Annotated in this window: 15 protein-coding genes; 7 read left to right on the top strand and 8 right to left on the bottom strand. The window is 42.9% G+C overall.

The annotated features are described in order from the left end of the window. Nucleotides 1-100: 100 nt before the first annotated feature. The 5 genes from IEX80_RS23000 (at nucleotide 101) to IEX80_RS22980 (ending at nucleotide 9,220) form a co-directional block, all read left to right on the top strand. Complete coding sequence (locus IEX80_RS23000; RefSeq protein WP_188834282.1) at nucleotides 101-3,391, top strand: TonB-dependent receptor; 3,291 nt, start codon at nucleotides 101-103, stop codon at nucleotides 3,389-3,391. Between the two features lie 10 nt (nucleotides 3,392-3,401). Further along, on the top strand, nucleotides 3,402-5,072 hold the full coding sequence (locus IEX80_RS22995; RefSeq protein ID WP_188834281.1) for a RagB/SusD family nutrient uptake outer membrane protein: 1,671 nt from the start codon (nucleotides 3,402-3,404) through the stop codon (nucleotides 5,070-5,072). 89 nt (nucleotides 5,073-5,161) lie between these two features. Next, entirely contained in the window at nucleotides 5,162-6,895 is a 1,734-nt protein-coding gene (locus IEX80_RS22990; protein WP_188834280.1) for a hypothetical protein, read from the top strand. 715 nt (nucleotides 6,896-7,610) lie between these two features. Next, on the top strand, nucleotides 7,611-8,513 hold the full coding sequence (locus IEX80_RS22985; protein WP_188834279.1) for a helix-turn-helix domain-containing protein: 903 nt from the start codon (nucleotides 7,611-7,613) through the stop codon (nucleotides 8,511-8,513). Nucleotides 8,514-8,605: 92 nt separating this feature from the next. Further along, nucleotides 8,606-9,220 carry a YdeI/OmpD-associated family protein gene (locus IEX80_RS22980; protein WP_188834278.1) on the top strand — a complete coding sequence of 205 codons (615 nt, stop codon included), beginning with the start codon at nucleotides 8,606-8,608 and terminating at the stop codon, nucleotides 9,218-9,220. A gap of 19 nt (nucleotides 9,221-9,239) precedes the next feature. On the opposite strand, the gene IEX80_RS22975 is transcribed toward IEX80_RS22980, so the two are convergent. The 4 genes from IEX80_RS22975 to IEX80_RS22960 all read right to left on the bottom strand — a co-directional run bounded on the left by IEX80_RS22975 (nucleotide 9,240) and on the right by IEX80_RS22960 (nucleotide 16,963). Then, nucleotides 9,240-10,619 carry a serine hydrolase domain-containing protein gene (locus IEX80_RS22975; RefSeq protein WP_090530855.1) on the bottom strand — a complete coding sequence of 460 codons (1,380 nt, stop codon included), beginning with the start codon at nucleotides 10,617-10,619 and terminating at the stop codon, nucleotides 9,240-9,242. Between the two features lie 222 nt (nucleotides 10,620-10,841). Continuing rightward, a complete protein-coding gene (locus IEX80_RS22970; RefSeq protein ID WP_188834277.1) occupies nucleotides 10,842-12,410 on the bottom strand; it encodes a SusD/RagB family nutrient-binding outer membrane lipoprotein in 1,569 nt (522 codons plus the stop codon). A gap of 18 nt (nucleotides 12,411-12,428) precedes the next feature. Then, nucleotides 12,429-15,740 carry a SusC/RagA family TonB-linked outer membrane protein gene (locus IEX80_RS22965; protein ID WP_188834276.1) on the bottom strand — a complete coding sequence of 1,104 codons (3,312 nt, stop codon included), beginning with the start codon at nucleotides 15,738-15,740 and terminating at the stop codon, nucleotides 12,429-12,431. Nucleotides 15,741-15,781: 41 nt separating this feature from the next. Then, the gene (locus tag IEX80_RS22960; RefSeq protein ID WP_188834275.1) at nucleotides 15,782-16,963 is read right to left on the bottom strand and encodes an ROK family protein; all 1,182 of its coding nucleotides are present in this window, start codon (nucleotides 16,961-16,963) and stop codon (nucleotides 15,782-15,784) included. Nucleotides 16,964-17,080: 117 nt separating this feature from the next. On the opposite strand from IEX80_RS22960, the gene IEX80_RS22955 reads away from it, so the two are divergent. Both IEX80_RS22955 and IEX80_RS22950 read left to right on the top strand, forming a co-directional pair. Further along, on the top strand, nucleotides 17,081-18,430 hold the full coding sequence (locus IEX80_RS22955; RefSeq protein WP_188834274.1) for an alpha-L-fucosidase: 1,350 nt from the start codon (nucleotides 17,081-17,083) through the stop codon (nucleotides 18,428-18,430). A 430-nt stretch (nucleotides 18,431-18,860) separates the two neighbouring features. Further along, nucleotides 18,861-20,045, top strand: coding sequence for an alginate lyase family protein (locus tag IEX80_RS22950; RefSeq protein WP_188834273.1), 1,185 nt, complete (start codon nucleotides 18,861-18,863; stop codon nucleotides 20,043-20,045). 185 nt (nucleotides 20,046-20,230) lie between these two features. On the opposite strand, the gene IEX80_RS22945 is transcribed toward IEX80_RS22950, so the two are convergent. From IEX80_RS22945 to IEX80_RS22930, 4 genes are read right to left on the bottom strand one after another with little or no spacing between them, the layout of a single operon-like run. Further along, complete coding sequence (locus IEX80_RS22945; RefSeq protein ID WP_188834272.1) at nucleotides 20,231-21,859, bottom strand: GH35 family beta-galactosidase; 1,629 nt, start codon at nucleotides 21,857-21,859, stop codon at nucleotides 20,231-20,233. A gap of 42 nt (nucleotides 21,860-21,901) precedes the next feature. After that, nucleotides 21,902-22,738, bottom strand: a complete 837-nt coding sequence (locus tag IEX80_RS22940) for an alpha/beta hydrolase (protein ID WP_176625501.1) — start codon at nucleotides 22,736-22,738, stop codon at nucleotides 21,902-21,904. A 10-nt stretch (nucleotides 22,739-22,748) separates the two neighbouring features. Then, nucleotides 22,749-23,861: a glycoside hydrolase family 43 protein gene (locus tag IEX80_RS22935; RefSeq protein ID WP_188834271.1), complete on the bottom strand. Its 1,113-nt coding sequence runs from the start codon at nucleotides 23,859-23,861 to the stop codon at nucleotides 22,749-22,751. Nucleotides 23,862-23,884: 23 nt separating this feature from the next. Further along, nucleotides 23,885-26,065 carry an alpha-glucuronidase family glycosyl hydrolase gene (locus IEX80_RS22930; protein WP_188834270.1) on the bottom strand — a complete coding sequence of 727 codons (2,181 nt, stop codon included), beginning with the start codon at nucleotides 26,063-26,065 and terminating at the stop codon, nucleotides 23,885-23,887. Between the last annotated feature and the right edge of the window lie 176 nt (nucleotides 26,066-26,241).

The following is a 26,241-nucleotide window of genomic DNA, read 5'->3' as shown; positions in this document are numbered from 1 at the left end:
ACATGCCTAAAAAGAGCCGAAAGTGCTTCCAACACTTTCGGCTAATTACGTCGGGCCAGTCAAAAAACGAATCCATTACTAACCCAAGCTTAACAAAAGTATGAAATTTAAACTATGTGGCAAATTAGCTGCCATTGGGTGGATTTTTCCATCTAAAATCATTCTGGTGATGAAACTCACTACACTCCTTTTAATTATTGCCTGTGTGCAAGTATCCGCCAAAGGATACGCGCAAATGGTTACGCTCTCAGAAAAGAACATCCAAATAGCTGAAGTGTTTACCAAGCTGCATAAGCAAACCGGTTACAGTTTTTTTTACAAATACAAGTTTGTCAAAAATATAAGGGTATCTGTTGAATTACAGGATGTAAATATTGAACAAGCCCTAAACGCGATTTTAAAGGACCAGCCGCTCACCTATTCTATTGTCAATAAGACTGTGGTTTTAAAAAGAAAGGAAGGAACTGATGCTACAAAAGACATCGGTATTCCGCCTGTAACAATAAAAGGTAAAGTCCTCGATGAAAACGGAAAAACCTTGCCAGGCGTCACAATTAAAGTCAAGGGATCGAATACTGGGGTCGTCACCGATTCAGAGGGTTTATTTACGTTCACGGTTCCGGAACATGCTACCATTGTTGTATCCTTTATCGGGTATGAGTCGCAGGAAATTGCGTTAAACGGAGAACTAAACTTGACTGTCAAACTTACGCCTTCCCTTAAATCCCTCGATCAGGTTATCGTGATTGGCTATGGCGCTCAAAAGAAATCGGACATTACCGGCTCAGTTGCACGTGCCGATTTGGAGTCATTCAGACAATCGCCCAATACTAATTTAGTACAGTTGTTGCAAGGAACGGTGCCCGGTTTAAATATCGGACAGGTATCATCTGCGGGCCAGTCGCCTACGATTCAAATCAGAGGACAATCTACAATTTCCGGATCCCAAAATGTTTTGATTGTTCTGGACGGAATTGTTTATAGTGGCGATATATCAAGCATTAATCCAAATGACATCGCTTCCATCGATATCTTAAAGGATGCAAGCAGTAAAGCCATTTACGGTGCATCAGCAGCAAACGGCGTATTGTTGATCAGCACAAAAAAAGGGAAAGCAGGCAGCAAGCCGGTTATTAACTTTTCATCTTCCTATGCTACACAGAACCCAGCTAGCCAGTTACATCCTTTAGACAGGAATGAGTTTATACAAAAAGTAAAAGATATCAATTGGCGACAAGCTTATTTAGCGCCTGATTACCTTACACCAAATCCGGCCTTCGATCTCCGGTCAAAATTAGATGCTACGCAGGTATCGGGTTATGACAATGGAACCGATTACAATTGGTACAAAGCAGCCACTAATCCGGGCCTGTTGTATGACCAGCAGCTAAGTGTGAGTAACGCTACCGAAAAAACCAATTTTTTCATTTCCGGCGGCTATACCAAACAAAAAGGCTTTGTTATTAATGATCAGTTCAACAGGAAATCGGTAAGAATCAATCTGGAAACGAAAGTTTTCGATTGGCTTACTGTCGGAGCGCAGGCATTTACTTCACTAGCTGATTATTCCGGTAACCCACCAGATTTACGAAGCATCATGCTTTACAGTCCTTTGAACACTCCATACAGCCCTGCCGGAGCCATCAATTTGACACCCAATGCATCCATTAATAATCCCTTTTTAAGTACCTATGGAAGTGATTATAACCACAGAAATACACTGTCAGGTAATTTTTACGGGATTTTCAATATTCCTCAGGTTAAAGGACTTACCTATCGTTTGAACTATGGTAACGGATATTATTGGAATCAACATTACATGGCTAACCAATACTCCGCTAATTTTACAGGGGCGGTTTCAAAAGTTAATGATGCCACTTACGATTATACTTTGGACAACATTCTAAATTATAAACGAACTTTTGGTACTGATCATTCAATTGACTTAACCATGGTTTATGGCGCAAGAGAGCGTAAGTATGAAACCACATCTGCTTCAGGCGCGGGATACAACAATATATCGTTGGGTTATAATAGTTTACAACAAGGACTTATCCAGCAAATATCATCCAATGCTTATAGCGAGACTTATAATTATCAAACTGCCAGGCTGAGTTATGGCTATAAAAGCAAATACCTGTTAACATCTACGATCAGGAGGGATGGATTTTCCGGCTTTGCCAGTAATAAGAAATTTGGTGTTTTCCCATCAGTGGCAGCTGCATGGGTAGCCAGTAATGAGTCCTTTCTTAAAATCAACTGGCTTGATAATTTAAAGTTACGGGTGGGTTATGGCTCCAATGGCAATTTAACCAACCGTTATGCTTCTTTGGCTACTGTATCTCAGGGCGCTGCTTATGTTTTCGGCGATGCCGGCAGTACCTTATTTGGCCAACAGGTAGCTACATTAGCCAACAACAACCTATCATGGGAAACGACAACCGGTATTAACATTGGTGTAGATTTTTCGTTATTCAATGGACGGATAAGTGGGGCTGTGGATTACTACAATACCAATACCAATAATTTGCTTTTTAGTGTTAACATCCCTACAATTACAGGATTCTCGTCTATCAATACCAATGTTGGGGAAATAAATAATTCCGGTGCTGAATTTACATTAAATACAATAAACGTTAAAGTAAAGGATTTTCAATGGAGCACTGTACTAAATTATGCAACCAATAAAAACAAGATCAAAAAATTACTGGGCTCCGGTGACCTTGTATCCAGCAACCTGTTTATCGGACAACCTTTGGGTGCTATCTACAACTATAAAACCGATGGTTTATGGCAAATTGGAGAAACGCCCCCGGGCGGTTATTACACAGGCGGCAATAAGCTGGTGGATGTCAATGGCGATGGTAAAATAACATCAGATGACCGGGTAATTTTAGGGCATACCGAACCCGCTTACAGGTTTAGTATAGGCAATACGTTTTCTTATCAACAGTTTTCGTTATTTGTATTTATCAACTCTGTACAGGGTGGAAAAAATGGCTATTTGGGCTACAATAATCCATGGAGCGATGGTGGTATTCAGCAGGGAGATAATGCCATAAGAAATAACTGGTTTAAAGAAGTCAATTACTGGACACCTTCAAATCCAAATGCAACTTACCGCATCACGGGCAGTGTGCCTGCTATCGATCCAGGCATCTATCAGAATAGAAGCTTCGTAAGGCTCCAAGAGGTTTCACTCAGCTATAATTTCAGTAGCGCACTGATCAACAAAGTGGGAATAAAAAATCTGCGTGTTTTTCTGAGCGGTAAGAACCTTGCAACTTGGACGAAGTGGAAAGGATGGGACCCTGAAACCATCCAGGGCTTTGCTTATGGAGCATCCCCGGTTATTAAAGCGTATTCCGCAGGATTAAATGTTACCTTTTAATTATTAAAACATGAAAAATCTATATAAAATTTTGATGTGTACTGTGTTACTGAGTACAATATCATGTAAGAAGACATTCCTCGATGAAAAACCACTCGATTTTGCAAGTACGGTCAATTCATTTAGCACTTTAAAGGACTTTAACGCTTCTGTTTATAACTTATATAATTTAGTTCGTACCGAGTTTTATACTTACGATGAACAAAGTCCATTTGATTACATCTACGGATTGGACCTGGTATACGACGGCCAGCCAAGCGGCCCTCAGCGGTTTAGTGATTACGCGGTTTCAACCAATCCGAGTAATGGTTATTTAACAATCCATTGGACTAACCTCTATAAAATCATTTCAGAAGCGAACACCATTTTAAACAGGTTGCCATCCTCATCAGTAACTGGTGCGGATGCTAATATTGTTCAGGCGAATGCCAGGTTTTTTCGAGGTTTTGCCTATCGGACACTGGCCTATTTATACGGTGGGGTTCCGTTAGTGTTGAAGGAAGTGACTTCGCCTAAGACGGATTTCGTAAGGGCGAGTCAGGCTGATGTTTATAAACAAGTGATTGACGACCTGATGTTTGCCGCTGCCAACCTGCCGGCAATTTCGGCAGTGCAAGATGGCCAAATATCCAAAACGGCAGCTCAGCATTTGTTAGCTGAAGTTTATTTAGCCGCAGGGCAGTTTAATAATGCGGTTACAACGGCCAGTCTTGTAATCGATGATGGAAATATGGCTTTAATGAAAACAAGATTTGGGTCGCAAAGCGCAGACCCGGGAGATGTTTATTGGGATTTATTCAGGCCGAAGAACCAAAATCGTAGTTCGGGTAATAAAGAGGCTATCTGGGTAATTCAATTTGAAAACGATGTGCCGGGAGGCTCTTCATCCGCTACGTCTATTAACGGTAGCTACCGTTTGGAAAGACAGCACGCACCTTTAATCAGGGATCTTACATTAAGCGGTGGCGCAAAACCGTTTTTATGGCCGGTATCCGATTATACCGGTGGAAGGGGCATCGGCTGGGCCATTTCTACAAGATATTTTACCAATTCCATCTGGACCAGTGATTTTAGTAATGACATGAGAAACTCAAATTATAACTTTGTCCGGACTTTCACCTACAACGACCCGGCTAAACCCGCGTATTTTGGCCAGAACGTTTCGACAGAAAATCCGCCAGCGGGAGTTACCGTCCCAAGCAGGGCATTTTACGCCTATCAGTCCAAATGCACAACTCCGGGAAAACACCCGGATGGATTATTCATCAATAAGTCCACGTTTTTACTGAGTTCTGCAGCAGGCGGTACATATTGTAATCAATATATGTTTCGTCTGGCCGAGACCTATTTAATACGTGCCGAAGCATACCTCGGTGCCGGATCGTTGGAAAACGCTGCAAAAGATATAAATGTTGTCAGAGCGAGGGCAAATGCCTCACCCGTATTATCTTCTGCGGTCAATATTAATTACATATTAGATGAGCGGATGCGCGAATTAGGTGTTGAAGAAAAGCGACGGCTTACTCTGGCCCGGCTTAATCTGGTTTACGATAGGACCGTAAATGTAGCGCACAATCCGGTTGCTGCCAATATCAAACCAACCAACAATCTTTGGCCGATACCTCAAAGTGAAATAGAAAGAAACAAAGACGCCAAATTAATTCAAAATCCTGGCTATTAGTGTAATACTAAATAAAACAAAGCTTATTTTAAATGGATAATTTTAAGATAAAAATTAAGTATCTGACACTAATTGCATGCCTGTCCATAATGATTGGACAGGCATTTGCGCAGTCAGCTGTTCAGCCACTTCCATACATTCTGGACATGGTGCATAATAACCCCGGGGAAGTACCTTATGTAACAAAGTATAATGATCCGGTTTACATGAAATCGCAGGGTTTTAATGGAATGGTAACCCATTGGTTTGTCAATTGCGCCATTACTTATGATAATTACGAAAAAGGCATTGTTCCTGAAAATAGTAAAGAGCGGGAATGGATAATGGCGAAAGCTGCGGAAATCGATAAAAAGTTGAATGCCTGTAAAAAGGCCGGTATGTGTGTTTATCCATTTACCGACTTCATTGTTTTTCCAAAATCTTTGTGGACAAGATATGGCAGCGAAATAACGGGACAAGGTAAGGTAGCCGGGACTGGCGGCATGGACGAACGGTCGAGAAAGCCCGATATGCAAAGCAAAAGAACCCAGGATATGCTCCGTGCACAGATCGCCGGCATTTTTGAACGGTTTCCTCAACTGGACGGTTTGACACTTCGCTTTGGCGAAACATATTTACAGGATGCCCCTTACCATATGGGAGGCGGGCCTATACGTGATGGCAAGAGTGGTATAGAAGACCAGGTGACCTTGATAAACATTTTACGGGATGAGATTTGTGTAAAGCGCAATAAGAAGCTGTTTTATCGTACTTGGGATTTTGGATATAATTTCCATAATAACCCCGATTATTATCTGGCAGTTACCGATCTAATAAAACCGCATCCTAATTTAATTTTTGTCATTAAATATCAGCAGGACGATTTTCACCGCATGACACCATTTAATCCTACACTCGCCATCGGCAACCATGCACAAATAGTGGAGGCGCAATCAAGGATGGAAGCTTATGGGAAAGGTGCGCATCCGTATTATACGGCCAAAGGCGTAATAGACGGCTGGCCGGAGACGAAATATGAAATCGTTTTTGGGCGACACGAATTCAATGGAAAGCTTAACGATCCAGACAAACCGCGGGGAATAAAAGATATTTTGGGTAAAGGACTATTAAAAGGAGTAATGACATGGTCAAATGGAGGCGGATGGGACGGTCCGTATATCACTAATGAGTTATGGGCAGATTTGAATACATACGTGCTTTCGCAATGGGCGCAGCATCCCGAAAAGTCCGAAGAAGCCATCTTTTATGAGTTCGCTAAAAGGCTTGGGTTAACTGGTTATGAAGCCGATCTGTTCAGACAGTTAAATCTATTGACCATAGAAGGGGTGCGGAAAGGACAATTGAACAGTTATACGTCTAATGCCGTTTGGTGGAGTCGTGATCAATATTTTTCAGCGGCAGAAAACAAAAATATAGTCGATGAAATCATTAATAAAAAGAGAGAGAGAGAAATGTTGGCTGAAAAAGCAGAGGCTTCAGCCATATGGAGGCAGATTGAAGCGTTATCGAAACAAATCCATGTAAACAATGCAGCTGATCAGGAAGCTGTTGAAGTGTCCTGTACTTATGGCCGGATAAAATATGAACTGATCGAGCAGATGTGGATATTGATGATAGAAAACGGCATCGCAAAACGGAGCGGCAGTTTCAATATAGGGATAATTAAGCAGGCCATTAACCGTTACGACCATTTATGGTCGGAATGGAAGGCTCTAAAATCATCCAGTAAATATTGCGCTACTCTTTATACCGATTTGGCTTTTAGAAATCAGCAAAACGGAAGTATTGGAGAGCTGGTTGACAGTTTAAGAAAGGTTTTATGACGATCGTTATGTTTATGCTTATCGTATCAGCTTTAATATAGGGACACTGATACACGTTACACAGTTGATATTTAGTGAATTACTGAACTCCTTTATAAAACTCTGCCAAATAAACTTCTCGAGAAATTTATTTCAATTCAAAGAATATGGAATGGGTTTAATATCTGTTATTGCATTCCTCCGGTGTTAGTGACTTTAATGGTTTTTAAAAGACGATTTACTGATTTAAGGACGGGAGTCAATCTATCATTGGTTGCCTCCGACTATAGGGGGCTTTGAGTAATCCATTCAATTCGAACAGACATTTTCATAATTAAAAAGAATTGTTTTTCCCTTTTTTCGTATATTTGCATATAGCATTTGCAGCTATATACTTATAAATAAAATGTGGTGAGTAATTCGGTGAGTACGAAATTGAAAACAATTCAAGATATCAAATTAGCGCAGAAAATTAGGGTTAAAACAAATCCCTCCCTCTCCGCTTAACCAATTAAGGCCCGGCAATAGCTGGGCTTTGGTGTTTTATAACCTCGACAAAAAATCCGGATATGTTCTAAATCTCTTCGCCCATTTCAAAACACGTTGACAACAGCACATATAGACGTGAAAATCATTTAATATTAGCGGTTGCAGTCGGTGAGCTTTATGTTACACCGGTAAATGAAAAACATTTTCTTTTCCTACTTTAGCAGCAGCGCTTATTTTAGTGCATGTTATGGCGAAAATAAAAAATGCCCTTTCTTATTACACAGAAATCAACGATTTTCTGGCTTCTATTCCATGGCCCGCACGAACAACCGATCCAGACTTTTACTGTTTGAGGCTAAAACCCCTCGATCAGGATCTGCAGGTATACCGCCCGCCTTTTAAACGTTCATTTTACTTTTTCGCGCTGCTATCCAATTCCGGCAAGGTTGAGGTTAACTATGGCGATCAGACGGTTCATAACCCGGATTCCTATCTCGTTTTTCATTCTCCCAACCTTGTATATAGTTTTGCTCATAACAATGCCTTGAAGGGGTATATAATCTATTTTACGCAGGAGTGTTTCTCATTCTTCAAACCTGACTTCCATCAACAGTTCTCTTTATTCGACCCGCTGCATACTAACCTGTTCAAGTTTGACCACGCTGTATTTGACCACCTCGCACCACATTTTGAAGCTGTATTTACTTCTTATGAAAAATCGGCCAGGGAACAACATATTGAAGCAAAGATAAAGTTACTTGGCCTGCTCTATTACCTGGAAGACTTTGCGTTAGAAAACAAAAAGGATATTCCCCGGGCTACAGCGCAGCAAGTATTGTTGCGTAAATTTACTCAGTTGATTGATAACCACTACATCCATAAGCGCACCGTGCAGGAATACGCAGATCTGCTCTCTGTCACCGCTAACCATCTCTCCCGATCTGTAAAGCATGTTTCTGGCAAAAATGCGCTTACTTTTATTGCCGAACGCCTGGCCGGCGAAGCCAGATCGCTTATTCAATACACCGACTTTTCGGTCGCTGAAATTGCCTATCAACTCAACTTTTCAGACCCAACTAATTTTGGCAAATTCTTCAAAAAGCAGGCAGGTGTGTCGGCTTCAGAATTCCGGAAACGACGCAGGAATTAAATTGACCAGTTTATCCAAGTTTTCGACTAAATCGTCTGCATCAGTTTTAGTTTTTTTGTTCTCGCAATCGTTAACATTAAAAATTTAACTTTATGGACCATAATTCGGCTGTGGATGTTTACATAGCTAACTCAGAAGATTTTGCAAAACCGATCCTTGAGCATTTACGAAGGCTTATTCATGAAAATTGCCCGGGTGTTAAAGAAACAATAAAATGGAGCTTGCCTCATTTTGATTACAATGGTGACAATATGTGTGTAGCGGCTTCCTATAAAAATCATTGCTCTTTCACATTCCTGAAGGCGGAACTGATGACTGATCCGCGCCTAAAGGCGAATAAACACTTAAAGCCGGTCCAAAGATTTTTGGGTAAGATAACAAAGCTATCGGATCTGCCGCCTGATGATGAACTTATAGCTATGCTTAAAGAAGCCATACAGATAAACCAAAAAGGTATTAAAATAAAGAGAGAGAAGCCGGGATCTGATAAACCAAGGGTTTTGGAAATACCCGATTACCTGCTTGCCGCGTTAGCATCTAAGCCCGAAGCAAAAGAGATTTTTGAAAGTAAATCTAACTCTTTCCGCAAGGAGTATATTGTTTGGATTACCGATGCAAAAACCGACGAAACACGACAAAAAAGAATCAATGAAGCGTTAGAATGGATTGCTGAAGGAAAAGGCAGGTTTTGGAAACACCAAAAATAGACATTTAAGCGATTGCTCCTCAACGCCTGAGCGCCTCAATCATCCCTGCTGCGTTCTTATTTTCAGGATCGATTTCCAGTGCTTTTTTATAGTTAAGCAAAGCCTGTTCTTTATCATTCTTGCTTTGAAAAGCTTGCCCGATAAGTTCATATGCATAAGATTTATCTCCAGCCCTTGCAGGTAATTCGGCTGCCAGGCGGTAGATGCGGATGGCATCATCATAGTGCGCACGGCGGCCTACATATTTTCCGGTGCTAATGAGATCGCCTATCTCGAAGCTAAAATCATATTTGTCCTGATGATATGCTTTCAGTTCATGATAGTAAGCTAAACCGCTGTCAGCGCTGGTCAGCATCTTCTCCCTGATCTCCAGGTAAAAAGATTTCTTAGGCACGATTACCGGTTTGTTTTGCAGAACATTCATCAGTGCGGTTTTAAGTGGGAGCACTTTCATCTGCTGGTTATTTGTCATCATCACAATGGTGATGCTATCGGGCAGCCAGCTGTAAATAGTAGCCTCATAGTTGCTGTTGGAGCCCTGATGCTGATGCCAGATGAGTTTGCCATTCTCAAAACCGGTTGAACCCAGACTGCTTTCTCCGCCCGGAAAATTAACTGCCAGTTCGGCTAAAGATTTCTCTGACAAAATCCTGTAATGCTCCAGCGCTTGTGTCCATTTGTACAAATCGTCTATAGGCAGACGCACCCAACCGCTCATTACCTGGCCGTAAGGTGTATTTTGTCCGTTGTTGTCAAAAGCCTGCGCCATCCCCGGCGAACCTACAGGATAATCTACCACTGTATGGCTCATACCTGCCGGTTCAAAAATGTTTTTTGCCAGGAATTGGGCATAGCTATTTTTGCTAACCTTTTCAATAATGCGCATTTGCAGGTAAACATTGGCGTGATTGTAGATGTAACCGGTGCCCGGAGCAAGCGCAAGTTCTTTTACAGACCGGAGATAGTTATATAAGGCCGAATCTGTATCGCCTACTGTTGACTGCGGCAGCGGAATGCCGCTGGTATAATTAATAAGATGCCTGATCTTTACCTGCCTGGCCCAGCTCGGAAATTCGGGAAAATAGAGGGATAAGGGATCATCCAGCGAAAGCTTGCCCTTTTCTTTTAGTATCATGATACCCGCACCGTTAAACTCTTTGCTAACCGAACCGATATCAAACCGCAGGGAATCATGCAGCGGGGTAGTTTTGTTGCCGTTAGCAAAACCCAATGAATGGCGGTAAATGATATTGCCGCCCTTTGCAACCAGGATGTTGCCATTATAAATGCCTCGTTGATAGGCCAGCTGCATTACAGAATCTATACGTTGTGTTAAAGACTGGGCTTCGCTTAAAACAGCGTTCGTGCCGATAAGGAGCAGGATAATTAATCTCTTCATATGGTGAATTAAAGACGTTTCATTTTTCAAAACGTTACCGTTCTGCTCAACTTTCCGGATAAGTTTATATCAACATGTGTTGGGTTTTAAGTCATAAATATTTTGCGATTAAAGAGACAACTAAACTGCAAGCTATACCATCGCATCAGGCGGAGAGATACAAGCACAAAAAAAGCCGCCCACAAGCGTGGGCAGCTCCTCAATCAACTATTATCTGGTATCTCATTTTACATCCCAGAAGATCTTTGTTGTACGTGTATCTTTTGCTTTTACATCATTATAATGACTGTTAAGGCCAGTTTCGACACTTGGATATACTAAACGGGTTGGTGGCGTAGTGTAATTGGCCAACTTACCGGTGCTTGGGAAATTCAATACAGGATATTTTGTACGCCTGTATTCGCTCCAGGCCTGGGTGCCTTGCATAAAGCCAAAATGCGCCCATTTCTGTGTCCATATTTTGGCCAGCTTTTGGGCTTGCGTACCGGTATAAGCAACTGGGGCCGAACTTAGTAAAGTCGCAATATCAGCTGCGTTTAAAGTTGGTTTACTACCGGTACCTAAGCTGTTCAGATAAAAATAATAGTAAACAGACTGGCTAATCGCGGTTTCGTATGCTGCTTTAGCATCACCACCGCCCCAACGCTCAAAAGCCTCAGCTTTCAGGAAGTTAACTTCAGGCGCAGTTATTACGATACCCGGAAGTTTGTTATTGGTTAAGAAAGTGGTTGAATCAACTACTGAATATTTTGCAGCTTCGGTTGATGCCTGTTCGCTTGTAAAAGTTACAGGCATTGCCTGGTATGTTTTGTTGCCGTTTTTATCGTACAATACCGGGATTCTTGGATCATTAGCCGGTAACAATACGGTATTTAACAGGTAGTCCGGCGCATAGTTACTGCCACCTTCGGTAAGCGCGTTTTGTAACGACCCGGTGTAAGTAGTTAATGGTGTTAGTAAAACGTCAGTAGCCGCCGGGCTGTAAGCTGCAATGTTACCGCCATCAATCAATGGATACGATGTTGGATCAGCAAGCATTTTGGCTACTTCGGCTTTTGAACCAGCTTCATCATAAAAAGACATACGCATCAGCATACGTAAACGGATAGAGTTAGCATACCTTCTCCATTTATCAACACTTCCGCCTAACAAGATATCCTGTTGTGTAAATGCCTTGCTCGACTGGCCAGATAATGTAGCTGTTTTAAAATAGGTTGATGCAGCATCCAAACCTGCAATGAAACTTTTGTAAAGCGCTATCTGGTCATCAAATTTAGGATTTTTCACAGCAGCGCTTGTCTCAAGGCTTCCTGCCTCGCTGAATGGGATATCCCCCCAGCAATCAACCATTTCTGATGCCTGATCAAATAAAACCACCCGGGAAGCATTCATGAACACGTCATTAGCAGCCTTTTCAGCAGCCGCCATCTGGTTATAATTGACTTCCATGGTTCGATATAAAGCCATAACGCCGTTGGCCGAGCCATTTGGATGATAAAAATCCTCCCATCGGTTACCCATATAGCCATCATTAGGCTGATACACCGTATTTGTATTAGGCAGGAAACAGGTTTGTGAAAAATCCGCTGTTGCAGTTAATACAAATGTTCTGTAATGCCAGTATTCAGCCCTTACCCTGGTGTTGTTCAACATGCCAGTAAACATATAAGGAATAGTCACACGGGCTGTTTGTTCGGGGTTGTTAAATTTTTCGTCGATGCTTTTTTTGCAGCTACCCAATGATAATGCAAGCAAAAACGCGTATCCTATATTTTTAAAATTCTTTTTCATAATCAATGACTTATACTATTAAAAATTCGCGTTTAATGAGAATCCAAAACTCCTGGTAGCAGGTGATGAACCTTCATCAACACCTTGCCTATACCATGTGTCGCCAATAGGGGCTTCGGGATCAAGGTTTTTAAGCGTGCGGTATACGTACAGTAAGTTTCTTCCTACTAAAGAGATTCTTAAATTGTTCAGATGCAGCGCCTTGCTTACACTTACAGGCAACCTATATCCAAATACAAGTTCACGCAATTTTACGTAGTTGTTTTTAAACACCGCGTTTTCGTTTACAGAGTTTTCGCCCCAATCATAAGTATTCAGATAATATGAAGCGGCATCAACAATAGTGGTGTTTTTTTGTCCGTTTTCATTTACGCCTGGCAGTATAACACCATCATTATAGGTTTTACTGCCGCCTGGCGCAGTGCCTAAATGTTTATTGCCACTGCCATCAATGTAATACGCCAAACCACCATGGGCTGCATCACGATACTGTAAGGTACTTTCGTACATACCTGCAGCTGTACCGTATTTTAATGGGTTTGATACCATTTTACCGCCCCAACGATAATCAACCAACACATCAAGAGAGAAGCCTTTGTAGTTGAATGTGTTGGCAATACCACCTACAATTTTAGGTTGGATATTACCTACATTTACATATTTTGATTTGTCAATAGTATACAAACCATCGCCGTTTACAATCTTGTTGCCGTTAGCATCTTTAGCAACCGGGTAAACCAGGATATTACCTATAAGTTGGTTGGCCTCGGCTACTACTGCTAATGCAGACTGATCACCGTAGTAGAAGGTAAGCTTGTCAAATCCAGGAGCCAGGTTGTTTGTTTTAGAACGGTTTATAGCAAAGTTCAAACGAACATCCCAGTTAAACTTACCAGTAACAGGCTTACCGTTTAAAGCAACCTCAAAACCATTGCTATGTAAAGTAGCAGCATTTGCCAGTAAGTTGGCAGCCCCAGTAGATGGCGCAACATTTAACGCCATAATTACGTCTTTAACCTGATTACTGTAGTAAGTGAAATCAAAACCCAAACGGTCTCTCAGGAAACGGGTTTCCACGCCATATTCCTGCTCATATTTCATCTCAGGCTTTAATTGCAGGTTACCATAGGAAGACGCATAGGTTAGTTGTGTAACAGAACCGAGTTGCGTTTGCAATGATGATTGATTGTACAACACGTTTGCCACATACCTTGGCGCCCTGTTGCCAACCACACCATACGATGCCCTTAATTTTCCGTAGCTCATAAATTCAGGCATTTTAAACGCATCCGAAAATACAAAGCCCGCGTTTACTGATGGATAAAAATAGGTGTTGTTCTTTGTTGGAAGTGTTGAAGCCGACTCATTACGCGCAGTACCCTCTAAAAACAAATAATTTTTATAATTAAAGTTTAAGACACCAAAGAAAGCCTGACTTTTTAAAGCCCCACGGGTTGCGCTTGTATTTTGCACGCCGTATGAGTTTGATAAAGAAAAGAAGTTTTCGGTTACTAAACCGCCATTGGTCCCTGATGACTGATCACGGTAAGTTTCGCTGCGCGAGGTATAACCACCGCTAACAGACATACTCAGGTCTTTAGTCAATTTTGGCGAATAGGTTAATAATAAGTCGCCGTAAGTAATTGAATACTGAGCTTTGGAAACACCATAATAGCCCGTGCTTGAAGCACCATTAAATGCAGTTGGATACTCGTTATATTGTTGCGAGTCGGTGTTGCGACCGGTATAATCACTACCTATACGTCCACGGAACTTTACGTTTTTCAGCACATCCCAGTTTAAAGTAGCGCTGGTGATTAAACGGTTTTCAGTTTCATCCTCGCTGTTCTTTAACTGTGTCCAGAAAAAGTCCATAATATCCGCACCACTCATATTGTATTTGAAAGCCTCGGCCGGGTTCCTCGCTGCGTTGGCAAGGGTTACGTATTTATAACCTTCAGATGTTTGGTAGTTATCCAGCAATACATCTGCTTTTTCCGAACGGTTTAAGAAGCCACCAAAGTTGGCTAAAACGCGGCCCAACTGGTACGGGCGGTTATGAGTTAAAGTATTTACGTAGCTCGCAACGATATCTGCGCTGATCTTATTACTTAACTTAACAGTGGTATTTAAGTTAAACGAGTTTTTTTGTTGTTTTTGACCGCGCTGTATGCCTGTATAATCCAAACGGGTTGCAGATAAACGGTAGTTAATATTATCTGTTTGGTTTGAGATAGCGATGTTGGCGTTTGAGCTATAGCCTGTTTGGAACAGATCTTTGTAGTTATTAGGCTGTGGGCTGTAATCCCTGATCTCGCCATCCCACCATCTGATTTTCTGACCTTCCATTTTAGGGCCGAACTGCGCATATGAGCTAAAACGCGGCCTGTAACCGCTTGGCGAATTAGGATCAGCTAACCAACCATCTTCAGTAAAACCACCTGCAAGATTGGTAGCACGGTCATAGCCAGGGCCATAAACGTTTTGAAATTTTGGTGTAAAGGCTACCTGCTCGGCAGTACCTACATAGTTGAAATCAACACCAAGGCCTCTTGATCTTGAACCTTTTTTGGTAGTGATCACGATAGCGCCGCTCATAGCATCAGATCCGTAAAGCGCTGTAGCACTCGCGCCTTTTAACACGGTAAGGGTTTCGATATCCTGTGGGTTGATATCGAGGATACCGTTACCCCTGATCCGCTGATCAGACCAGTATCCACCATTATTTGAACCACCGGCACCTGCTTCGCTGTTGTTACGGATAATAACACCATCTACAACATACAGTGGTTGCGTGTTATAGTTAAGTGAGTTGATACCGCGGATCTGTACGTTTACCGCGCTGCTTGAACCACCCGGGGCCGTAGTGATCTTAACACCAGGAGCTTTACCGTACAATGCCGAAGCAAAGTTAGTATTACCGGCCTCAGTTAACTGCTTCGCTGTAATGGTGGTAGTAGCATAACCCAGGGATTTTTCCTGGCGTTTGATACCAAATGAGGTAACTACCACTTCATTTAATTCGCCTTTACCTGCAGCCAGTGTTACGTTGATCACAGCATTGTCGCCCACGGTAACTTCTTTTGGTGTATAGCCTACAGATGAAAATTTAAGCACTGCGCCTTTCGCCACTTTAATGCTGTATGCACCGTTTATGTTGGTTTGCACACCGGTTGTTGTGCCCACAACTAACACTGTTACACCCGGTAAAGGCCCTGCGTCATCGCGCACCACTCCCGTAACATTGGTTTGGGCAAATAAATTTGCCGAGATAAAAAGGGGCAGTAGCAGGACCACCCACCTTTTCAAGTTTAGATAAAATTGTTGCATGAAAATTGATTAATTGAGTTAAAAAAAGACCTTGAATATGTTTATGTAGGCTCAGAAATATTGGCCTGCGGATTAAGTTTATACAGATTTTCAATCACCGTGGTTACGCCTCCTAACAGTTGCGCGTTGTTGCCCAGGTTTGAAACCGCTAATTGGGTGTAGGTGGTTAAGTGGGGAATGCAGTGCTCGTTCATGGCCTGCTGAATGGGGCTGAGCCATAATTTACCGATAACGCTCCCCTTTCCGCTTAAAATAATACTTTCGGGATTCATTAAATGCAGCAATATGGCCAAGCCCTGACCAATAAAATAAGCTGCCTCGGCAATGATTTTTATTGCAAAGGCATCACCTTTAAGTGCTTCATCAATGATATTATCTGCCGATACGGTATCATATTTTAGGAGGCTGCTAACCTGCCCGTGTTTCAGGCCTTCAGCAGCTTTAGCTTCAATAGCCAGCAAAGAAGCTTCTGTTTCCAGGCAGCCCTGCTTACCGCATGAGCATAGCTTTCCGTTTTTATGAAGCGGCAAATGGCTAAACTCTCCCGCAAAACCACTGTGCCCTTTAAATATCTCTTTATTGATGATCATCCCCAAACCAACGCCCCAGCCCAGGTTGATGATCATGGAATTATTACGGGCAATAGGGAGCCCAAATTTTTGCTCGGCCAGGGCTATGGCCGTCGAGTCGTTTTCAATAAACACAGGTAGTCCGGCTTGTTTGGCAATGTAGGTTACCAATGTTTCTTCCGGAGCTTTAAGAAAGCTCAGGTTATTACCCAAAAACGCGTCAATAAACCCAGGCATGGTAATCCCTATAGCCAAAAATTTATCTTGTGGCAATCCTGAATTAACAACTACAGCTTTGATACAGGCTATCAATGAATGGATAGCATCCTTGTTATCGCCCAGTTTTAATTCAAACTCCTGCACCTCTCCCACAAACTCATTATTCATATTGACAATTACAATTCTTGTCAAAAACTGGTTCATAGCTACCGAAAGGATAAAACCGGTATCAGCTATCAATGAATAAGTTGCGGGCTTTCTGCCCCCGCTTGACGCCCTTATACCTACTTCCTTTACAATATCCAACTTCATCAAATCGGCTATCCCTTTGGTCACATAAGGAATGCTTCGGCCAGTATAAATACTCAGGTCGTTAAGGGAAGCTGTTTTACTGTAATACAGCCCTTTGATGAGGTCAATATGCTTAAGAAACATGCGGCAGGGGTTTATATCTGCATATTTAAATAAATTAATTTAATAAAGAAAGAAAACTTTTTATTTTTTTTAAAAAGTATCTTAATAGATTTATAAAAGCAATAATTACTTTTGAAAATGAGAAGAAATCTATCACGCCTTTTTATGGTATTTTTTACCATGTTATACAGTGGTTACGCGCAGGCGCAACACCGTGTAAATCCTGATGAGATCAAAGAAAAAATGCAATGGTTCGCCGATGGTAAGCTGGGCATATTTATTCATTACGGCATTTATTCTGTAAAAGGGATAGATGAAAGCTGGAGTTTTCATAACAAAAAGATCAGCTATCCTGATTATATGAACCAGCTAAAAGGCTTTACGGCAAATCAATATCATCCAGATGAGCTGGCGGAACTGATTAAAGAAAGCGGTGCGCGCTACGCAGTAATGACCACCAAACATCATGATGGTGTAGCTTTATGGAACAGCAAATACGGTCCGCTGAATGTAGTAAAAAAGACTCCCGCCAAAAAAGACCTGTTAAAACCGTTGTACGATGCCTTGCGTGCGCGTGGTGTAAAAGCAGGAGCTTACTTTTCGCTGATAGATTGGAGCCACGCCGATTATCCGGGCTTTTTGAAAGATAGCAGCAGGTACCAGGTTAATGCGCAGCCGGTGAAATGGGCAAAATATTTAACCTTTATGAACGGACAGCTGGATGAACTGGCCAAACAATATAACCCCGACCTTTGGTGGTTTGATGGCGATTGGGAACATAGTGCCCAAGAATGGAACGCACCAGCAGTGCGACAAAAACTGTTAAGCTACAATCCCAACGCGATCATAAACGGACGCTTGCAGGGTTTTGGCGATTATGATACCCCTGAGCAAAACTTCCCGGTATCAAGGCCTAATTACAAATGGTGGGAACTTTGCATGACTATCAATGACAACTGGGGCTATCAACCACAGGACACGAATTTTAAAACCCCTTATGAGATCATCAGCATTTTTACTGATGCCGTAAGCTGCGGTGGAAATTTACTACTGGATATTGGCCCTAAGGGCGATGGCAGTATCCCTCCGCAGGAAGTGAACATGCTTAAAGAACTGGGTGCATGGAACAAGAAAAACGGCGAAGGTGTTTTTAATACCATAGCAGGCATGCCACAAGGGCATTACTATGGTGCAAGTACCCTTTCAAAAGATTCGACCACTGTATACTTGTTTGTTCCGGCTAAAACAAGTGCGCCGGTATTGGTGAAAGGCTTAAAAAACAACATCAAAAAAATAACGGTTCTTGGGAGCGATACGCCGCTAACGTATAAAATCGTCGGCAAAATTTCATGGAGTGCGGTACCGGGCTTATTGTACATCCCAATTCCCGAAAGCCAGCAGGATAAATACATGTCGGTAATAAAAATTGAGCTTAACGGCAAGCTTGACCTTTATCATGGCAAAGGAGGATTTCTCACCAATGAGTAACAGGAAAGCGAAAGGCAGAAAGCCTAAAGCTTAAATATTCGTACGCCAGTTCTTTACTGATCCTGATATCAATTTATCAAAAGCCTGTAATCAATTGCAGGCTTTTGTTTTTTAATCTACTCTCAATCGGGCCCCAACCCACCATTCATTATGCGGATAAACCGTATCAGGAAAAAAAAATTAAATTTTTTTTTCCATTAAAACAGCTCCCCCAATCGCGAAGTGCCATTGCGGACAAAGCGTATCGACATCATCACATCTTGCTTTTAATCAATACTTTACAATAATTTTGTTTCATCAAACCAATTATCCGGCACCTTCTTAAAACAACGGTAAAACCTAATGCAAGGCAATAACACGCCTCGTAACCTTAAGCTTTTTGTTTTATAAGTTATGCCGGTGAAACCAATTGTAAATTAAAAACCAATTTATGAACAGCAAACCAAAAACTACCTTTGCAACCCTGCTGGGCCTGGCCTTTTTTGTGGCGTTATTTTTTTCTTATTGCACTAAAAAACAAGTCTCGCCGGCGGCGGCAAGCAACGATGCTACCTCACCGGCATTAAAAACCCAGGCTACCGGCTTTATCCATCCCGGCATTCTCAACACGCAGCAAACGCTTGATTATGTGGGGCAGCAAGCCAATTCAAATGATGCGAACCGGCTTGCGGCTTACCAGTTTGTACTCAACTATTGCAACAACCACAGCCCCAGCGGCGCCTACAAAGCCACTGTACAGGTTGCCGGCGGCGTTACCACGCCCGATGAAATTGCTTTTAAAGGCGATGCCTTGTTAAGCTATGCCCTGGCACTACGCTGGGCTAAAACCGGTAACGCTTCATATGCAACTACCGTAAAACAAATACTCGATGGCTGGGCCAATAGCTTTCAAAACTTCAGTGTAACCGGCTCACAGCCTAACCAGGCTTCGCTTGAAGCTTCATGGGCAGCGCCTACCTTTGCAGCAGCAGCCGAAATCATCAAATATTATATCCCGGCCAGTGGCGTTGGCGGCGGCTGGACTACAGCCGAAAATACCCAGTTTGTAAACTTTCTGAACAACATGAAAGATAATTACATCAATAACGTGCCCAACTTTAACAACAACTGGAACGTATCTGCCGGATATGCAAAAATGGCTATCGGTGTGTTTGAAGATAGCCAAACTGTATACCAAAACGGCATTACCGCTGTAAAAACTGTATTACCCAATGTAATTGCCTCAGATGGCTCGATGAACGGCGAGATCTGCGGATCGCACAATGATTATGTGCATTATCAGTACTCACTTACCGGATTGAGCTATGCCGCAAACATAGCAGGCATCCAGGGGGATTTGTCTATTTACTCGGCCAGCAGCAGTCGCCTGTTAACCGGGTTTAATTACCAATACAAGCTGATGCACGGGACAGTATCGCCGCCATGCTCACCTAACGGTAATGTAAACAACCCCATCTGGCCGGGAATTGAAGTGGCTAATCGTCATTACGGCACTACCGAAACCAGTTACATCGCCAGCAATTATGTATGCGACAGTAACGGCCTGCCTAATGGAGATATCGGTTTCCTATCCTGGACAAACTACACCCATAACAATGTGCCAACCACATTTTAATAAAGCATTCGCTTAATAAAAATTTTATCCCGGCCGCTCCGTTTATGACTGACCTCATTTAACGGAGCGGCTTTTTTTGCTTTATACAGATTGACTTCTGCATTAACGGTGAGGAGCATCCGCAAAATATATAACTGAAATTATTCCCGACATGCCGAAATTAACCCGGTCTGTTTTTGTATGGATCACTTATAATTATAAAGCTTAATCCGCTGGATCCCATATTCGCCCAACGGGATCCTTAAGTGCCTTCCCTGGTGATCTTCATCGCCATTTAAACGGCGTCCCGGCTGCCACTTTCCGTTAACAAATATCCCTTCGTCTACCTGTAAAATACCTGCACGTAGTCCATCTTTTACCGGCTTAAAACTGATGACCAAACCTGTGCCGGCTACATAAAACTCATCATTAGCCAAAGCTGTTATAATACCTCCGGTTAACGGCCAGTTTGCATCCTTTGCTTTGGGCGACCAGCCCAGGGCTAAATCATGCGAAACCGTGAGCATGTAATCGCCCATTTGCAGCCGTATGGTATCCGCATCCTTACTTAACAATACACCATCCATAGTTCCCTTGCGTTTAGCCTTACTAATCTCACCTGATAACTGATGAATGATATTATACGATTGGGAAAGTGGCTCTCCTGCCGTTATGCTATCGGTTTCGATAGAAAAAGGAGAAAAGCCCAGCGCTTTGTAATGGCCAATGGCATAAAAAGCTTTGGCATCCATTCCATCCTCAAAACGATGCTCGGGGATAAACAGGGCATTATCAGGCCGGGTATAACGGTCATTCCAGTACTTAAAGTTAGGGTTATAAAAATCGGGCGACAGCAAGTCAATATCCGGTGCTGCTGCTTTCCATACGTCAATCAAATGCGGCAAGGGGCCTGCAGAAGGGTACTGTCCCGGCTTTTTACCCGGAGCGTTAAGGGCTGCGTTCACATACATTGGCAGCGGGTAAACGGCCTTGCCTGCTTTAGCTACAGCGTTAGCGTATTCGGCAAAGTAACAGGCCATAAACAGCTCGTCGGTAGCCGGGCTTTTGCCAAAAACCGATTCCCAGTTACCAGAAGTTTTACTCCCTCCGGCCTGCCATATTTTTTGCATTTCGGGTACAAGCTTGTCTTTGTGCGAATTTAACCAGGAAATTAGCTTTGTCGGGACTTGCCGGTTAAAAGCTTCATCGGCCAGTTTCGAATGATCGCGGGCATCCGGCAGCATACCTATCTCATTTTCAACCTGCACCATCAGTACAGTGCGAAGCTTACTATCGGTTTGCTTAATATGCCGCATTAACACACTAAAAGCTTTAATATCTGCCTGCAAAGCATCTTTGGAGAACGGCGTAATAATCTCTTCAGCACCACCCACACTGTTGGCAACGCGCGGAAAACGGTTTTCATTGGTTTTAACCCAACCTGGCGCATAACAGCTCATGCTGTTTTTCCAGGTGCCAAACCAAAGCAGCACCAGTTTCATGTGGTACTGCCGGGCACTTTTAATCAAATCATCAACCAGTGTAAAATTAAATTTGCCCTCTTGTGGCTCCAATAGTTCCCAATAAACCGGCGCTATCACTGTGTTAAGGTGCATTTTTTGCAGTTTGGGCCAAATTGGGGTCATGTAGGCCGCGCTTGAGGCGCTCGAGTTTCCAAGTTCACCGCCTGTCATTAAGTACGGCGCTCCATCTACCAATAATTCAGCATTACCGCCATAATATTGTAAATGTGGTATTGCTTTTACGGTATTTTGTGCCTTAGGTTTAAAGGCTACCAAACAGCACAAAACAAATATCAATATGCGAGCCTTCATAACTCTTTTTGAATACGCGGATATAAAAAACAATCTTATCTGTTACTTACGTGCATACGCCCATGCCAAAGCCTTGAGCATGGTAACAGGTTTACCCGATAAATGAGTAACATCATCAATAATGATATGCTTAAAAACAAGATTTTCATAATGACGGCTTTCCAATAACGCCACCAATTGTTTGTTAGGCACAACCTGTCCCGGAGTTTCCAATCCGCCCACTTCCATAAATACATTTACGGGCAGGCTTTTATGTTTGGCTGCATATTGCTTTTCAGTTTCAAATACAGCTCCGTTACCATAACCCAATGCAGGACTGCCTATCAGGATATTTTTAAACAGCGTGGGCTTTTCAAACAAGGTGTAAGTAGCAAATAAGCCACCCATTGAATATCCATAAAGCGTACGGTTTGTAGGGTCTGCCTTTAAACCGGCATCTATCGCTGGGATCAATTCCTTCTCAATAAAAGCAAGGAATGCCGGCGCACCACCGCTTTCGGCCACATTGGGAAATGCAACCGGTGTGAAATCACGGTTACGTTTGTTGCCGGGCGTACCAATCAGGCCGCCATCGCCAATGGCCACCAATATAGGTTCAGGAATATGATATTCGGCCATCAATAGTCCCAAATACTCCAGCGACGGTGAAAAGTCGTTATCACCATCAACCACATACAATACCGGAAATTTTTGTTTGGCGGTATCATAGCCTGCCGGGTAATGAATATAAATATCATAATCATTACCGGCCAGTTCGGAGTGCATTTGCCGGTGTTCGGAGTTGGGGATAGTAACCGGCTTAACCTGCTGCGCAAAACCATGCGTCCCCAACAAATCAAGCAATAGCAGTAACAGGGTTAAAGCTTTAAGGATTTTCATATCGATGAGGTTACAAAAACGGATCGATCAGCTTGATAGAACCATCGGCATTATGCTGTAGTTCGGTTACCTTCACGTTGCGCAGGTGTGTTTTGCCCGATAGTTGGGTATCATGATAAAATATATACCATTTACCTTTTATCTCGATAATGGAGTGATGCGTTGTCCAGCCTTCCACCGGTTTCATAAATATGCCCTTATAAGTAAATGGCCCAAACGGACTATCACCTATCGCATAGCAAAGCAAATGCGTATCGCCGGTTGAATAAGTGAAGTAATATTTACCATTGTATTTATGCATCCATGAACCTTCAAAAAAGCGACGGTCGTGATCTTTGGTCAACAGCGGCTTGCCCAGGCTATCTAAAATAACCGCGTCTTTTACTGCACCATCAAAAGTTTTCATGTCGGGTTTTAACAGGGCTACTTTACAGCTTATCGCCGGGGCATCTTCCTGTTTTGAATCGGTTTTTGAGCCGTCTGCCTCATATTTCCCGGTAATCCAGCGCTGAAGTTGCCCGCCCCAGATGCCGCCGAAATACATATACGTTTTGCCGTCGGTATCGGTAAATACAGCGGGGTCAATACTGTAGCTGCCAGCTATTGGTTCAGGTTCGGCTTTGAACGGGCCAATCGGGCTTGCAGCAGTCGCCACGCCGATATGGAACACATCTTTTTTATCTTTTACCGGGAAGTACAGGTAATAGGTACCGTTTTTAAAAGCTACATCAGGCGCCCACAGCTGCCGACCAGCCCAGGGAATATCCTTGATATCAAGTGCCACACCATTATCTGTAACCTTGCCGCCAATACTATCCATCGACAGGATGTGATAATCTTTCATGGCAAAATGGTCGCCGTTATCATTTTCGGGAATACCCGCATCGATATCATGCGATGGATAGATATAAATTTTGCCGTTAAATACATGGGCCGATGGATCGGCCGTGTAAATGGAACTGATGAGCGGCTCGGAAAGATACTTTACTTTTTTGCCTGTATCTGCTTTTGTGCTATCGGCTGTATCAGCTGTTTTTTTTGTTGATGAATCACATGCGCTCAAAATGCACAGTGGTGCAAAAAGCGCGAGGATTAATTTTGCGGTGGTAAATTGCTTGTTCATCGGCATTTGGTTTATGGTGGTGATTAATTGGTCATGTAATTATTGCCCCCTATGCCCGGCACATAATAAAACTTCATTTTTTTATAATAGTCCAGCGGGTGCTGCGGCTTAGGGTAGATAGCCGGGACAGGCATTTTTGAAAATGTTTGGAAATATAAAACACAGGCATCGCGCCAGGTTATTGCCTCGCTTAACTGAACCTGCATCAGTTGTTTTACTTCCGTAAAACGTTCGGCATCTATCCTGCCCTGCATTTTATCCCAGGTAAGGCCCATTTGTTTAACAGAATCGGCCCCCATATAGTAATGATTAACCAGCTCATCCCACAATGACCTGCCCGAGCGCATTTTATAGGTCCAGTTTAAATGGTGAAACCATAGCAGGTATTCATCAGGGCAGGTTTGCAGGTTTTCCCAGTGTGCCTTAACTTCAGGTGCATATTGCGAGAGTGCATCGCTACCCGTGCCTGTACGGTCAAAGCCTATCCCTGCCGAATCGGCTTTATGGTAATAAGTGGCATTCCAATCAGGCCTGCCGGCATTATCAACCCAGGGACCGGGGCCATAATGAGTTGATACCCCCATAATATGGTGCAACCCGAGCGGCGTCATGTAATTAACTGTATTTTCCCTCGATTGCAGCATGAAGTTTTTTACTGGCGATACAAAGCTATCGTCATTAGTAAAAGTCATTTTGAGCCAGTCGCCGGCAATTACTGCCGGTGATTGACTGGGGTTCCAGGCCATACGGCCAAAGGCGTACCAGTTGGCCTGTGCAAATGGATGACCGCACCAGTTTAAATCAGTGCCAATATTAGCCACGCCCGCCATGCCGGTTATCAGTTTTTTGTTAAAATCACCCTTGATCACCCGCGCAACGGTTGTACCTTTTCCAGGCGTATATGTATCCGATTGCAGGCATTCAGCAAATAATGGCGCTTCATAAACCAGGTGCGTTGAAAAACCGAGATATTCCTGTGTTAACTGGAACTCCATCATCAGCGGGGTATTGGACATAGCACCAAACAATGGGTGAAATGGTTCTCTTGGCTGAAAATCTATCGGACCATTTTTTACCTGGATAATCACATTATCCCTAAACTTTCCATCAAAAGGTTTAAATTCATTATAGGCCTGCTTAAAGCGATCGTCGGGTACCTTATTATCATAAACAAAGGCACGCCACATCACTATGCCATGATGAGGAGCTAAAGCATCGGCGAGCATATTTGCTCCATCGGCATGGGTACGGCCATAGCTTTGCGGGCCGGGTTGTCCCTCCGAATTAGCCTTCACTAAAAACCCGCCGAAATCAGGGATGTAGCGATAAATTTCATCAGCCTTATCGGCCCACCATTTTTTTACCGCGGGATCAAGCGGATCGGCAGTTTTTAGGCCCCCCAGCTCAACCGGGCTGCTGAATTTTACCGACAGGTAAATCCTGATACCGTATATTCTGAATACCTTGGCCAGCGCCTGCACTTTTAACAAATATTGGGGCGAAAGGATCAGTGCATCGGCATTTACATTATTGACAACCGAGCCATTGATCCCTACCGAAGCATTGGCCCGCGCATAATCAATATAACGTTGGTCAACCACACCTGGCAGCTTGTGCCAGTTCCAAATGGATGAGCCCGCGTAGCCCCGCTCCACGGTACGGTTCAGGTTATCCCAGTGATCCAGTACCCGGTACATCATCCTCGGGTGATCTGAAAGATCAAGTTTATTAATAGATTGATTGGTTTGGATCAGCTTTAAAAAATTAAAAACACCGTACATAACCCCTGCATCGGTGTTAGCCGTTATGATGATACATTTCTTTTGATTGACAAGGGCAGTTTTGATAAGATACCCTTCGCTGCCGATGCTATCGTGGGCAGTTATCGAAAAAGCCTTTAGTGACCGCGGCGTACCTATTATAATAGTTTGCCCATTGGTTATGCTTTTAGTATCTCGTGGCTTTAGGGCCAGCATTCCATCAAGTCCAGTTAAGAGCTCGGTCCTTGCAGCTTTAAGCGGGTCAGACTGTGCCGGGAAGATCATGTTTTTCAACTGTTGCCTGTAAATGTTTGCCAGTTGCTTGTTGCTCACCTTATTATATTCAAGCCATAATTTATAGCCATTATCTGCATAAACTTTATTTATCGCCGCCATGAAAAGCAGCACCAGTAAACACACGTTCTTTAATGGATATTTGGCCATGGCGTTATTAATTCCAGCTTTATAAACCTGTAGGCGTTTATAAAAACACATAATTGATCTGTTGAAAAATTCATGAATGAAACGGGTAAATCCCGCTTCATTTAGTATGGTTTATAAAGTTTTAATTTTATGCAATCGATTGCAAGATAAAAACTTTTATGACTTTTAACAATAGG

Origin of the sequence: Mucilaginibacter rubeus, assembly GCF_014643835.1 — a bacterium.
GTDB lineage: Bacteria > Bacteroidota > Bacteroidia > Sphingobacteriales > Sphingobacteriaceae > Mucilaginibacter > Mucilaginibacter rubeus.
This window is presented reverse-complemented; position numbering and strand designations above follow the sequence as displayed.

What these genes read in the sequence shown, in the direction of transcription:
- IEX80_RS23000 (WP_188834282.1), top strand. Translation starts at nt 101, where the DNA reads ATGAAATTTAAACTATGTGGCAAATTAGCTGCCATTGGGTGGATTTTT.
- IEX80_RS22995 (WP_188834281.1), top strand. Translation starts at nt 3,402, where the DNA reads ATGAAAAATCTATATAAAATTTTGATGTGTACTGTGTTACTGAGTACA.
- IEX80_RS22990 (WP_188834280.1), top strand. Translation starts at nt 5,162, where the DNA reads ATGATTGGACAGGCATTTGCGCAGTCAGCTGTTCAGCCACTTCCATAC.
- IEX80_RS22985 (WP_188834279.1), top strand. Translation starts at nt 7,611, where the DNA reads ATGGCGAAAATAAAAAATGCCCTTTCTTATTACACAGAAATCAACGAT.
- IEX80_RS22980 (WP_188834278.1), top strand. Translation starts at nt 8,606, where the DNA reads ATGGACCATAATTCGGCTGTGGATGTTTACATAGCTAACTCAGAAGAT.
- IEX80_RS22975 (WP_090530855.1), bottom strand. Translation starts at nt 10,619, where the DNA reads ATGAAGAGATTAATTATCCTGCTCCTTATCGGCACGAACGCTGTTTTA.
- IEX80_RS22970 (WP_188834277.1), bottom strand. Translation starts at nt 12,410, where the DNA reads ATGAAAAAGAATTTTAAAAATATAGGATACGCGTTTTTGCTTGCATTA.
- IEX80_RS22965 (WP_188834276.1), bottom strand. Translation starts at nt 15,740, where the DNA reads ATGCAACAATTTTATCTAAACTTGAAAAGGTGGGTGGTCCTGCTACTG.
- IEX80_RS22960 (WP_188834275.1), bottom strand. Translation starts at nt 16,963, where the DNA reads ATGTTTCTTAAGCATATTGACCTCATCAAAGGGCTGTATTACAGTAAA.
- IEX80_RS22955 (WP_188834274.1), top strand. Translation starts at nt 17,081, where the DNA reads ATGAGAAGAAATCTATCACGCCTTTTTATGGTATTTTTTACCATGTTA.
- IEX80_RS22950 (WP_188834273.1), top strand. Translation starts at nt 18,861, where the DNA reads ATGAACAGCAAACCAAAAACTACCTTTGCAACCCTGCTGGGCCTGGCC.
- IEX80_RS22945 (WP_188834272.1), bottom strand. Translation starts at nt 21,859, where the DNA reads ATGAAGGCTCGCATATTGATATTTGTTTTGTGCTGTTTGGTAGCCTTT.
- IEX80_RS22940 (WP_176625501.1), bottom strand. Translation starts at nt 22,738, where the DNA reads ATGAAAATCCTTAAAGCTTTAACCCTGTTACTGCTATTGCTTGATTTG.
- IEX80_RS22935 (WP_188834271.1), bottom strand. Translation starts at nt 23,861, where the DNA reads ATGAACAAGCAATTTACCACCGCAAAATTAATCCTCGCGCTTTTTGCA.
- IEX80_RS22930 (WP_188834270.1), bottom strand. Translation starts at nt 26,065, where the DNA reads ATGGCCAAATATCCATTAAAGAACGTGTGTTTACTGGTGCTGCTTTTC.